Here is a 12,805-nt window from a genome sequence, read left to right on the forward strand (position 1 = left end):
GAAATAACCTTCGTCGTGGACGGGAGCAGCTAGCTGGCTCTAAACGCCCGAATGGACGTCTCGTCAATGAATATCGAAACAAAAACGCCTCCCCGCGGGACCCGTGGGGAGGCGAAAAAGTCGGCAGGGCGAGGGCTTACTGCTGGCCCTGGACGATGATGTTGCCGGTCACGCCGGCATCGCGCAGCTGCTGGGCTATCTCGGGCGTGGCGCAGACGATCGTGCCGTCGTCGAGATAGGTGTAGCCGCTTTCCGGCAGAGGCATCATGTACTTGTTCATGTTGTGCATGACCCAGAGCGAGCCGGCGAGCACGATCAGAAGCAGGATGAGGGCCAGAAGCGAGGACGCCATGGTCCAGCCTTCTTCCTGCTGGCTGCTGAGCAACAGGAAATACTTCAAATGCACCAGGATCTGGGCCGCGGCGCAGATCATGATCACGGCCAGAAGGAAACCCTTGCTCGAAATCGCGTCGGCCATCACCAGTCCGAAGGGGATGATGGTGAGAACGGCCGCCAGGACGAAACCGGTCATCAGCGACTTGAAGCTGCCGTGACCATGGTTTTCGTGGGATGCATGTTCGTTGGCTGAGCTCATAGAACCACTCCCGTAAGATAGACAAGCGAGAACACGCCGATCCAGACCAGATCGAGGAAGTGCCAGAACATCGACAGGGTCGCCGTGCGCCGGCGGGTCGATTCTGTCAGGCCCTTGCGCGAGAGCTGGACCAGCAGCACGATCAGCCAGATCGTGCCGAAGGTGACGTGCAGGCCGTGCGTTCCGACCAGGGTGAAATAGGCCGACAGGAAGGCCGAACGGTCCGGTGTGGCGCCCAGTTCGATGAAGTGATGGAATTCATAGATTTCCATCGCCAGGAAGCCGATGGCGAAAAGGCCGGCAACGATGAGCCACTTCATCAGGCCCGCCTTGTCGCCCTTGTCCATCCGCAGCATGCCCATGCCGAAAGTGACCGAAGAGAACAACAGCAGCGCCGTCTCGATCAGCGCGAAATTGAGCTCGAACAGGTCCGCCGGCGAGGGGCCACCCGCATAGGAGCGGCCGAGCACGGCGTAGGTCGCAAAGAGCGTGCCGAAGATCAGGCAGTCGCTCATGAGGTAGATCCAGAAGCCGAGCTGTGTCGGACTGCTGTGATGGGCGTGGTCGTCGTGATGCGTATCGCCCGTCTGATCAGCGATCGTCATGCATAAGCCTCCTTGGCCTTTTCCTCGTCGCGGGCGACCTCTTCGGCCGGAATGTAGTAATCGCGATCAAAGTCGAAGGTGTGATAGATGATCGTGCCGATGGCGGCGAGGAAGCTGACGATGGCCAGCCACCAGATGTGCCAGACAAGCGCGAAGCCGAGCGCCAGCGCGAAGAAGGCGGGCACGATGCCGGCCCAGGTGTTCTTCGGCATATGGATCGGCTGATAGTCCGTCGACCACTTGAAGCCCTGCTTTTTCATGTGCCACCAGGCGTCGCGGCTCGTGACCGTGATATCCTGCGGGAAGTTGTAGGGCGGGATCGGCGAAGCCGTTGCCCATTCCAGCGTACGGCCGTTCCACGGATCAGGACCGCAGCGCAGCTTGTCGCGGTTCTTGATCGAGACGACGAGCTGGATGACGGTGCAGGCGATGCCGGCGCCGATCATCAGCATGCCGATGCAGGCGATGACGAAATAGATCTGCCAGCCCACATCAGTGTAGCTCTGCAGGCGACGCGTCACACCCATCAGGCCGAGAATATAGAGCGGCATGAAGGCAACGTAGAAGCCGATGCACCAGCCCCAAAACGAACGGCGGCCCCATTTGTCGTCGAGCTTGAAGCCGAAGACCTTCGGCCACCAGTAGGTGTAGCCGGCCATCAGCCCGAAGACCACGCCGCCGATAATGACGTTGTGGAAATGGGCAATCAGGAACAGCGAATTGTGGAGCTGGAAATCGGCCGGAGGAACGGCGAGCATGACGCCCGACATACCGCCGATGGTGAAGGTGATCAGGAAACCGACCGTCCAGTACATCGGCGTCTCGAACCGAATCCGCCCGCGATACATGGTGAAAAGCCAGTTGAAGATCTTGGCCCCCGTCGGCACCGCGATGATCATCGTGGCAATGCCGAAGAAGGTGTTGACGCTGGCGCCCGAGCCCATGGTGAAAAAGTGGTGCAGCCAGACGACGAAGGACAGGACCAGAATGCAGGCCGTCGCATAGACCATCGAGCGATAGCCGAACAGCGGCTTGCCCGAGAAGGTGGCGACCACTTCAGAGAAGATGCCGAAACAGGGCAGGATCAGGATATAGACTTCCGGGTGACCCCAGATCCAGATCAGGTTCACGTAGAGCATGGGGTTGCCGCCCATGTCATTGGTGAAGAAGTGCATGCCGAGATAACGGTCGAGCGCCAGCATGGCGAGCGTTGCCGTCAGCACCGGGAAGGCGGCGACGATCAGCACGTTGGCGGCAAGCGTGGTCCAGGTGAAGACCGGCATGCGCATCATCGTCATGCCCGGCGCGCGCATCTTCAGGATGGTGGCGATCATGTTGACGCCCGATAGCGTCGTGCCTATCCCCGCGATCTGCAGTGACCATATATAGTAATCCACCCCCACATCGGGCGAGTATGCAATCCCCGAAAGCGGCGGCATGGCGAGCCAGCCGGTGCGGCCGAGAAGGCCGATGAACAGCGATACGTTGAGCAGGATCGCGCCCGACACCGTCATCCAGAACGAGAAGTTGTTCAGCCACGGAAAGGCAACGTCGCGCGCGCCGATCTGCAGCGGCATGGCGACATTCATCACCCCGACCAGGAAGGCCATGGCGAAGAAGAAGATCATGACCGTGCCGTGGGCGGTGAATATCTGGTCAAAATGGTGCGGCGGCAGGTAGCCCTGGGCCCCTCCGGCGGCGATCGCCTGCTGGGTGCGCATCATGAAGGCGTCGGTGAAGCCGCGGAACAGCATCACAAGCGCCAGCACGATATACATGATGCCGATCTTCTTGTGGTCGACCGAGGTGAACCACTCGCTCCACAGATAGCCCCATTTGCGGTGATAGGTGATCAGCCCGAAAACGGCCAGCGCCGCGATGACGACGGCAGCGAAGGTGACATCGAGAATGAGAACGTCATAGGGGATGTCATCCCACGACAGCTTGCCGAAAATAATGTTCCAGATTTCAGATCTCATTACTGCCTCACGGGTTCAGAAGCGTTCGACGCGCTGTCGCCGCCGGGAATATGGGTCACGGTCTGATCGGGGTTCTTGACGTTGACCGGGCCGCTTCTCGGCTCGTCGGGATTGGCATGAAGCACTTCGTCGAATTGATGCTGGTCGAAGCCTTCTCCCGGCGGGAATTCATCATAGACATAGCTGTCCTTGGTCTTGACGCCCTGAAGGCCGCCGCCGCCCATCATGTCCTGCATCATCATCTCGCCGATGCAGACCTTGCCCTGCTCGACGCAGAGCCCGACGATCCTGTCGAAGAGGTTGTCCGAGACGCCATTGTAATAGGAGACGCTGTCAGCGACCGTCGGCTTGGAAAGCTGGAGATAGGTTTCGTCGCTCATCGTGTTGGAGGAGGACTTGACGGTGTTGACCCAGTTGGAAAACTCGTCCTCGGAAACGGCGAAGGTCTCGAAGTCCATATGGGCGTAGCCGGGACCGGAATAATTCGCCGAGCGACCGTAATACTGCCCGGCCTCTTCGGCCACCAGGTGCAGCTTGGTCTCCATGCCTGCCATGGTGTAGATCATGCCGGCGAGGGCGGGAACGGAGAACGTGTTCATCACCGAGCTCGAGGTGAGCTTCATGTTGATGGGGCGGTCCGTCGGGATGACCAATTGGTTGACCACGGCCATGTCCTGTTCGGGATAGATGAACAGCCATTTCCAGTCGAGCGAGACGACATCGATCTCCAGCGGCTCGCCAGCAATGTGGTCGAGCGGCTTGTAGGGGTCGAGCCTGTGGGTATAGATCCAGGTCAGCGCGCCGAGCGCGATGATGATCAGAACCGGAACGCCCCAGATGAACGCCTCGAACAGCGAGGAATGCTCGAATTCCGGGTCGTAGTCATTGGTGGTCTTGCGGCTGTCGCGGTAGCGCCAGGGAATATAGACCGCCAGAACCAGCACCGGAACGATGATGACGAGCATCAGAACCGTCGATGCGATCAGGAGGTCGCGTTCCTGATTGGCGACCCAGCCCGCCGGGTCGAGAAGAATGAGCTGACAGCCCGACAAGAGAAGCGCAAGCGGCAAAAGCAGCGCCAGTTTCAATAGCTTGTAAAGGTTCACAATCGCCTTCATTCTCTACAATGACGCCGGATTGCGCGGATAATCCGGACTTGATTGTCGATGACATGCCTGCCGGCCCTGGTCCAACGTCCCCGCGGCGACCGAACGCGTATTGCAGGCATTTCCTAAAGACAGCCCCCTGCCTGACCAGACGGCGGCGTCATCCTGGCGGTCTCATAATCATATTTAGACCAGAAATGAAGCATCAGCGTCCTGTGGCATTTTGGCACAAGGCCGCATTGCCGTCACCTTGCCGCCACGATTTTTGCGCGCGCTGCGTGAAAAATGCCACGAAAATTGGCAATTGATAACTTTATCGACGGCTGCGCGAGCCTGAGACCGGCTTTCATTGATCTCGCTCAACCTTCGTGCGGCTCTTTCTCGACGCGGTTTTTCACCGCGATGCAACACGACACCTTCCCCCGCGTGTCCATCCGCTTTTGCGTCCTTCGGAAAAACTGGAACAAGCCAGCGTTTTCTTGAGTTGCATGAAGACGACAATCTATGCGACAATACGCCACATGTGACAAACTGCGCACAACCGTTTCGAGGAGGAGACGAGATGTCAGGCCTGTTTTTCTTTCCCTATGTGACGAGCGCCATCGGCGTATTGCTTGGGGTTTACCTTACCAATGAACTGCGGGAATATGACCGCCGGGACTATTTCCTGCGCGCCTGCTTCATCTTCGTGATCAATCTGGTGATTTCCTATCTTCTGGAATACGCCTTCCCGCGCGAGGCGATCGGCGCCAATGGCATGGCGCTCTCGACCGCCTATTACATGGGCCTGTCGATCTATGCCGTGGTTCCGGGGCTTGCCTTCGGTCGGTTCACCGCGTTTCGCGCCCGCAATATGGGCCACGACAAGTCGGTCGCCTATTGGAGCGCGATCCCCTTCGTGTTCATCTATTTCATGGTGGTCGCCCACAAGCGCGAGCATCATGCCACGCCGCGCACCGCCGGCTGAACACGCCAGAATACCTTGATCTGCCAACCGCGCGCCAACCGGCGCGCGGTTTTGTTTTACGCCAAGGCGGGCGGGCTCCCTGCCCACAATGCAGTTCGGCGCTTGATTTTCGCGCCGCAGATGCCTTCAATGTCAAAAAAGCGTTCGACTTCGCCGGCATGATTGAACAGAATCATATTCAATCGTTTTAAAAGGCGCTATAAGCGCGAAACCCAAGCATTTTCAGGGAGCCATCGACATGAATGCCCTCATCACGTCCCTCAAGGAAACCGCGACGCGCACCGACGCCACGGATTTGCGCGCGGCCTTTGCCGCCGATGCGGCCCGGTTTGACAGGTTCAGCCTGCGGTTCGAAGACCTGCTCATGGATTTCTCCAAGATCGCCGTCAATGACGAGGTCCTGTCCGGGCTCGTCAAGCTTGCCGGGGAGAAGGGCGTAGCCGAAAAACGCGCGGCAATGTTTGCCGGTGAGAAGATCAACATCACCGAAGACCGCGCCGTCCTGCACACGGCATTGCGCAACCGCGCCAACACGCCGGTGATGGTGGACGGCGAGGATGTGATGCCCGCCGTCAACCAGGTGCTGGAAGCGATGGGCGAGTTCTCCGAGGGCATACGCTCGGGAAGCATCAAGGGCGCCACCGGCAAGGCCTTCACCGATGTGGTCAATATCGGCATCGGCGGATCGGACCTCGGTCCGGCCATGACCACGCTCGCGCTTGCGCCCTATCATGACGGCCCGCGGCTTCACTACGTCTCCAACATCGACGGCGCCCATATCGCCGATACGATTGCCGGGCTCGATCCGGAAACGACGCTGTTCATCGTCGCCTCCAAGACGTTTACCACGATCGAGACCATGACCAACGCCAAGACGGCGCGCAAGTTCATTGCCGGCGCGCTCGGCGAAGAGGCTGTCGGCCACCATTTCTGCGCGGTCTCCACCGCCCTCGACAAGGTTGACGATTTCGGTATCGATCAGTCTCGCGTCTTCGGCTTCTGGGACTGGGTCGGCGGGCGCTACTCGATCTGGTCGGCAATCGGCCTGCCGCTGATGATCGCGATCGGGCAGAAGAATTTCGGGGCGTTTCTCGACGGCGCCCATGCGATGGACAATCATTTCCGGGAAGCGCCGGTCACCGAGAACCTGCCCTTCATGCTCGGCCTCATCGGCTATTACCAGCGCGTCGTCCTCGGCTACCCGTCGCGCGCCGTCATCCCCTACGACCAGCGCATGTCGCGCTTTGCAGCCTATCTGCAGCAGCTTGACATGGAGAGCAACGGCAAGTCGGTCACCATTGAATCCGAGGATGTCACCGCGCCGACCGGACCGATCGTCTGGGGCGAGCCCGGCACCAATGGCCAGCATGCCTTCTTCCAGCTTCTCCATCAGGGCACCAATGTGATCCCGATCGAATTCATGATCGCCGCGAATGGTCATGAGAAGGATTTGCGCCACCAGCACCAGCTTCTGATGGCGAATTGCCTCGCCCAGTCGGAAGCCCTGATGAAGGGCCGCACGCTCGAGGAGGCAAAGGCCCAGCTTCTCGACAAGGGCATGGAAGCAGAAAAGGCGGAGCAGATCGCGCCGCACCGGGTCTTTACCGGAAACCGGCCGTCGATCACCTTCGTCTATGATGTGCTGACGCCCTACGCTCTTGGCCGGATGATCGCACTTTACGAGCATCGCGTCTTCGTCGAGGGCGTTCTGTTCGGCATCAACTCCTTCGACCAATGGGGCGTGGAGCTTGGCAAGGAGCTTGCGACAGGTCTACTGCCCGTCGTCTCGGGCGACGAGAGCGCCGAGGGCCACGACTCCTCGACCAGGGGGCTCGTTGCAGCCCTTCTTGCTGCCGCCAACTGAGTTGGCGCGCGTCCGGCGATCGGGACTGGCCGCCTGACCACAAGCCGGCCTTGTTCAATGGCGATGCGGGTGAGCCGCAATGTCTATCGATAGAAAAAGCCGCGGCGGATAAACCGGCCGCGGCTTTTCGTTTGTTTGCTTCTGCGCCAGGATTGATCGAGAAAAGCCGACACGACTGCCGGCCCCTGCTTTTCGCCCGACACTCCGGAGCGCTTCCGGGAAAAGCGGAGACGCTTTAATTCCCGCTGTTAATGTCGCCAAGCGCCCGCCATTCCTGAATGGCGCGGTCGAAGATCGCCATGCCGGTCGTGCCCTTTTCAAGCGTCAGCAGCGCCCGGCGACCATTGCGGTAGGTGACCGGAATATCGATCCAGTTTCGATCGCCAAGTAGCGCAAGGTTCTGCGCGCGCGCCTGGTCGAAATCGTTGAGCGCCAGCATGTAGAGGTCATCGGTGATCTTCGCGGAGACGGCGATCAACGGGTCGCCTCGCGCGGCCTCGGTGCCTTTCATCGAAATCCGCTGGACATTGTCGATCGCGCCGCCTTCGAAATTATCATCGAGTGTGAAGGCGATATCGATCAGATGGCTTGCCGGCAGCGATGGATCGTCGTTGCGCCGGAAGGTCAGCACCCCCGAAAGGCCGGCATCGGGCACGCTGATGACGCCCTCGACCACCGGTTCGGAGACGGCCGTGCCGGTGTTTTCCTGCTTGAGCTCCCATTCGACAGTGCCCTGGAAGGCCGATGGCACGGATTGGCCGAGCTGCTCCTCGTAGAGATACATTTTCTGTGCAGCACCCACCGGCGGCGCCGGATCGGCGGTCTGAGCGGTGGACGCCGTTTCCGGCGCGGTCGAGGCAGAAGTCTGATTGGCGACAGAGCGCGCCGGGCCGGAGGCGGCGCCTTCGGCAGGAAGCCCCTCATCGACCTCGGTTCCATCAGGCAGGAGCCTTTGCGTATAGGGCTTGGCGTTGTCCGCCACTTCCGCCTCTTCCGGCTCAGCCGTCTGCTCAACGGTTGTTGCGGGCGGCTGCTCGGTTTCGGCCGTGGTCGGCTGCTGATCGGCGGGCGAAATCGCCGCGACAATGCTGTCCCGGTTGATCCAGGCGAAAATGCCGCCGACAACCAGAACAAGCGCGACAACAACCGCTCCGGCTATCAGAACGATCCGGCGACGCCCGTCAGTCTCTGCGTCTTCGAAGCCTCCCTGGGCCGGGTTTCCGCTCAATTCGTCGTAGTCGTCAAAGCCCTCGCCGGGCTCCTCCGGCTCAAGCCCGAGCAGGCTGTCGACATGCGCCCAGTCCTTTTCCGGCACCGAACGGCGCGGCGGCGGCGGCGCTGCCTCGAAACCGCCGGCCTTCGCCGTGGTGGCCTCGAACTGCCAATCGTCTTCGGGCTCGCGTCTTGCATCGTCCCAGGTCCCGGCGTCCTCGTCAGGCTCGACGACAACGGTCCCGGCCTCGGTTTCGAGCGGCTCGTCGGTTACATCATAGCTGTAGGCCTCTTCATCTTCGCCCTCTTCCTCATATTCGACACGGTCAGGCGTGTGGACGAGTTCGAAGGTCGCGCCATGCAGCATGTTGCGCGGTCCGGCTTCCGCTGCCTCTGGGCGCGTATCGTCTTCCACCCAACCGTCGGCAACGGTTTCATGGGCGTAATCCGGCCTTTCCGGCTCGCCATGGACGTGGTCTTCGTCGACCGGCTCTTCGGCGTAGGACTGACCATGAACACCGGCGGCGTCCGGCTCTTCTTCGGGATAGGAGGCATCGGAGGCGCCTCGATCGTCAGCGGGCTCGCCATCATGCGAGGCCGCGTCGTCCTGCCATGCAGATCGAGTTTCATCGGGCCCAGGCGCCGGCTGATCTTCGTGTTCTGGGGCAGGCTCTTCAGCCGGAACACCCTCAGGCGGGGCTTCCGTGCGTTCCTCAGCAACAGGCTCTTCGGCGGGCGTCTCGTCGCCCGGCGGCAGGGCTTCGGCGAATTCGCTCTCGACCTCGGCGATTGCCGCGTCGATCTTGTCGATCTGCCGTTTTATCAGCGCTTCCGGCGGGGGCGGAGACATGTTCTCCATCTGCCGGATGACGGCGGAGCGCGCCTTCTCGTAAACGCGCGCGCGCAACTCCGGAGATTGTTCCGGAAGGCCCTCGACGGCACGTCGAATGACTGCTGTGAAATCCGCCATTTATTACCCCTATTGTGCGGGTTATTCCCGCAACAATACTATGATTTTTGCTTAATCCTCAAACGGATCGGTCACAAGAATGGTGTCCTCGCGCTCAGGACTTGTGGATAGAAGCGCGATTGGTGCGCCAATCAGCTCCTCAACCTGGCGTACATATTTGACGGCCTGCGCGGGAAGGTCGGCCCATTTGCGCGCGCCGACGGTTGATTCCTTCCAGCCCTCGAGCGTGATGTAGACCGGCTTGACGCGCGCCTGCGCGCCCTGGCTGGCCGGCAGCGCCTCGATCCGCTCGCCGTCAAGCTCATAGGCTACGCAGATCTTCAGCTCATCGAGACCATCCAGAACATCGAGCTTGGTCAGCGCGATGCCGGTGATGCCGTTGGTGGCGACGGCCTGGCGCACCAGCACGGCGTCGAACCAGCCGCAGCGGCGCTGACGCCCTGTGACCGTGCCGAATTCATGGCCGCGCTCGCCGAGAAACTGACCGACCTCGTCGAAAAGCTCGGTCGGGAAAGGGCCCTCGCCGACGCGCGTGGTGTAGGCCTTGGTGATGCCGAGCACATATTCGAGCGCGCCCGGCCCCATGCCGGACCCGGCAGCCGCCTGGCCGGCGACCGTGTTGGAGGAGGTGACGAAAGGATAGGTGCCGTGGTCGATGTCGAGCAGCGTACCCTGCGCGCCTTCGAACAGGATGCGCGCGCCGGCGCGGCGCTTCTTGTCCAGAAGCAGCCAGACGGTCTCGCGGAAGGGCAGAACCTTGTCGGCGATCGAGGTCAGTTCGTCCATGATCGCGGCATGTTCGATTTCGGCCACGCCGAAACCGCGCCTCAGAGCATTGTGATGGGTGAGAAGACGGTCGACCTTCGCCGGCAGGGTCTCAAGGTTTGCCAGATCCATCAGGCGGATCGCCCGGCGGCCGACCTTGTCCTCATAGGCCGGGCCGATGCCGCGCCGCGTGGTGCCGATCTTGGTGCCGGAATTGGAGGCAGCGTCCTCGCGCATGCCGTCAAGCTCGCGATGCAGCGACAGGATCAGGGTCGCATTGTCGGCGATGCGAAGATTTTCGGTGGTGATCGAGACGCCCTGCGCTTCCAGACGGCCGATCTCGGCGATCAGCGCATGCGGGTCAACGACGACGCCATTGCCGATGACGGCGAGCTTGCCTTCGCGCACCACGCCGGAGGGCAGAAGCGACAGCTTGTAGCTGACGCCGTCAATCACCAGGGTGTGGCCGGCATTGTGGCCGCCCTGATAGCGCACCACGATATCCGCGCGCTCGGACAGCCAGTCGACGATCTTGCCCTTCCCTTCATCGCCCCATTGCGAGCCGACCACTACAACATTTGTCATTTTACCTACCTAGAAACGAAGCCTTGCCTGCGGCTGAACCGCAGCATCTATAACCACCCACGACCTATATTGCGATCCCCTCGGCCCGCAAGCCCGCAAAATTTTCGCGTGACAGCGGCAGCGGCGCCGGATTAAGGCGGGAGCGCCTAAAAAAACGCCATCCCCTTTTCCTTCGTGAAACATGAACCAGGGATGAGCCAATAACAGGGACTGTGGCCATGCAATGGCGAGCCTACATGCTTTTGACGATTACCACGCTTTTTTGGGGCGGCAACGTGACGGTGGGCAAGCTTGCGGTCGGCCATGTCTCGCCAATGGTGATGAATTCGATGCGCTGGGGCATTGCCTTTGTGGTGATCTCGGCCTTTGCCATGCCGCAGTTCCGCCGTGACTGGCCGGTGATCCGCAAGAACTGGCCGCTGCTCTTCGCCTATGGCGCCGTCGGTTTTGCCGCCTTCAACGCCTTCCTCTATTCCGGGCTCCGCTTCACCTCCGCCATTAACGGCGCGATCGACCAGGCGGCCATTCCGTTCCTGATCTTCGTGCTCAACTTCCTGTTCTTCCGCGTGCGCGCCTCCGCAGCCCAGCTCGTCGGCTTTGCTCTGACGCTTGCGGGCGTAGCCGTGACGGTGTCCCATGGCGAACTCTCCCGCCTGCTCGGTCTCGAGATCAATTTCGGTGATTTTCTGGTTTTGATGGCGGTGCTTTGCTATTCGCTCTACACGGTCAACCTGCGTTACAAGCCACAGCTTGACTGGCGGGCCATGGCCATGGCCTGCTTCTTCGGTGCGTTCCTCGCCTCACTGCCGATGCTGGCGGGTGAGTTTGCACTTGGCGAGGCCATGTTGCCGCATGATCTCATCGGCTTCGGCGTGATCGTCTTCATCTCCCTGTTTCCCTCGCTCGCCTCCCAGATCATGTTCATCCGCGGCGTGGAGCTGATCGGCCCGAACAGGGCCGGATTGTTCATCAACCTCATTCCGGTATTCGGCACGGTCCTTGCCGTCGTCATCCTCGGCGAAAGTCCGGAAGGCTTCCATGCCGTCGCCTTTGCGCTTGCCATCGGCGGCATTGCGCTTGCGGAATGGGGAAAACCGAAAGAGGCCTGAAGCGCGCGCAAAAAGGCAGCGGACGGAACACAAAACGATGCTTTTGCCCGCATGACGTTTTTCCTACACCTGTGTTGAAGCCGCCCGAAGGGATGCGGCGGGGAACAACAAGACAGGTTGATCGACATGGCCAAGCGCTTCTACTGGAATGAACTGACAAGCCCGGAATTCAGCGCTCTGGACCCGGCGACAACCGTCGCCATCCTGCCGCTCGCCTCCACCGAGCAGCACGGCCCGCATTTGCCGGTCGCAACCGATGTGGCCATCGCCCAGGGCATGCTCGGCACGCTTCAGGAGAACCTTCCCGAACACCTCAACGTCCTGGTTCTGCCCGTCCAGGAAATCGGCAAGGCCAACGAGCATATCCACGGCCCCGGCACGCTCTCCTTCGGCGCGGACCTCCTGATTCCCGCCTGGACGACGATCGGCGAAAAGGTTGCCGCCGCCGGCCTGCGCAAGATCATCATGGTCAACAGCCATGGCGGCAATCTCGACATCATGAGCATCGTCTCGCGCGAGATGCGCGTGCGCTTCAACATGGTTGCCGTTGCCACCCAATGGGCCCGTTTCGGTTCGCCGGAAGGCATGATCAGCGAGGAGGAGCGCACCTATGGCATTCACGGCGGCGAGGTCGAGACCTCGCTGATGCTTCACTTCCGACCGGAACTCGTGAAGATGGAGAATGCCGAGAATTTCGTGTCGCTGGCCAAGTGGCAGAAGGAAAACACCCGCCGCCTGCAGCCGACGCCGCCCAATGCGCTGGCCTGGATCGCCCATGACCTCAACCCCAAGGGCGCGCTCGGCAACGCCGCGATTGCTACGGCGGAAAAGGGCGCGGCCATCGCGCAACACCAGATCGCCGGTTTCATCGAACTGATCGAGGATGTGGTCGCCTATCCGCTCGACAAGCTTTACACGCCGAGTTGAGCATGGCTTTTTTTGAGACGAAAATTCTCCCTCGAAAACAAAATTATTTTTTCTTTATAAAAATCAAATTTAACACATAAAAATAATATATATTTTCATATATTAAATTATACTCCTTCCT

10 protein-coding genes are annotated in these 12,805 nt (G+C 60.5%); 4 read left to right on the forward strand and 6 right to left on the reverse strand.

The window, feature by feature from the left end:
• Positions 1 to 136: 136 nt before the first annotated feature.
• The 4 genes from cyoD to cyoA are packed head-to-tail and all read right to left on the reverse strand — an operon-like array spanning position 137 to position 4,285.
• Entirely contained in the window at positions 137 to 595 is a 459-nt protein-coding gene (gene cyoD / locus GGR30_RS03790) for a cytochrome o ubiquinol oxidase subunit IV (RefSeq protein WP_183482747.1), read from the reverse strand.
• Positions 592 to 1,200: a cytochrome o ubiquinol oxidase subunit III gene (cyoC, locus tag GGR30_RS03795; RefSeq protein ID WP_183482749.1), complete on the reverse strand. Its 609-nt coding sequence runs from the start codon at positions 1,198 to 1,200 to the stop codon at positions 592 to 594. The genes cyoD and cyoC overlap by 4 nt, the downstream gene beginning before the upstream one ends.
• Positions 1,197 to 3,179 (reverse strand): cytochrome o ubiquinol oxidase subunit I, encoded by a 1,983-nt coding sequence (cyoB, locus tag GGR30_RS03800; RefSeq protein WP_183482751.1) that lies wholly within the window; start codon positions 3,177 to 3,179, stop codon positions 1,197 to 1,199. The genes cyoC and cyoB overlap by 4 nt, the downstream gene beginning before the upstream one ends.
• On the reverse strand, positions 3,179 to 4,285 hold the full coding sequence (cyoA, locus tag GGR30_RS03805; RefSeq protein ID WP_343066463.1) for a ubiquinol oxidase subunit II: 1,107 nt from the start codon (positions 4,283 to 4,285) through the stop codon (positions 3,179 to 3,181). The genes cyoB and cyoA overlap by 1 nt, the downstream gene beginning before the upstream one ends.
• A gap of 562 nt (positions 4,286 to 4,847) precedes the next feature.
• Here cyoA and GGR30_RS03810 point away from each other — a divergent pair.
• Together GGR30_RS03810 and pgi are read left to right on the forward strand one after the other, a co-directional pair.
• Positions 4,848 to 5,252: a hypothetical protein gene (locus tag GGR30_RS03810; protein ID WP_183482753.1), complete on the forward strand. Its 405-nt coding sequence runs from the start codon at positions 4,848 to 4,850 to the stop codon at positions 5,250 to 5,252.
• A 238-nt stretch (positions 5,253 to 5,490) separates the two neighbouring features.
• A complete protein-coding gene (pgi, locus tag GGR30_RS03815; protein WP_183482755.1) occupies positions 5,491 to 7,116 on the forward strand; it encodes a glucose-6-phosphate isomerase in 1,626 nt (541 codons plus the stop codon).
• Between the two features lie 235 nt (positions 7,117 to 7,351).
• Here the strand turns inward: pgi and GGR30_RS03820 are convergent, their stop codons facing one another.
• Both GGR30_RS03820 and GGR30_RS03825 read right to left on the reverse strand, forming a co-directional pair.
• Positions 7,352 to 9,298, reverse strand: a complete 1,947-nt coding sequence (locus tag GGR30_RS03820) for an ICP22 family protein (protein WP_183482757.1) — start codon at positions 9,296 to 9,298, stop codon at positions 7,352 to 7,354.
• Between the two features lie 51 nt (positions 9,299 to 9,349).
• Entirely contained in the window at positions 9,350 to 10,648 is a 1,299-nt protein-coding gene (locus GGR30_RS03825; protein ID WP_183482759.1) for an adenylosuccinate synthase, read from the reverse strand.
• Between the two features lie 218 nt (positions 10,649 to 10,866).
• Between GGR30_RS03825 and GGR30_RS03830 the strand changes: the two genes are divergently transcribed.
• Together GGR30_RS03830 and GGR30_RS03835 are read left to right on the forward strand one after the other, a co-directional pair.
• Positions 10,867 to 11,757, forward strand: a complete 891-nt coding sequence (locus tag GGR30_RS03830; RefSeq protein WP_183482761.1) for a DMT family transporter — start codon at positions 10,867 to 10,869, stop codon at positions 11,755 to 11,757.
• Between the two features lie 126 nt (positions 11,758 to 11,883).
• Positions 11,884 to 12,684 (forward strand): creatininase family protein, encoded by an 801-nt coding sequence (locus GGR30_RS03835; protein ID WP_183482763.1) that lies wholly within the window; start codon positions 11,884 to 11,886, stop codon positions 12,682 to 12,684.
• Positions 12,685 to 12,805 lie beyond the last annotated feature (121 nt).

Origin of the sequence: Martelella radicis, from assembly GCF_014196625.1 — a bacterium.
Lineage (GTDB): Bacteria > Pseudomonadota > Alphaproteobacteria > Rhizobiales > Rhizobiaceae > Martelella > Martelella radicis.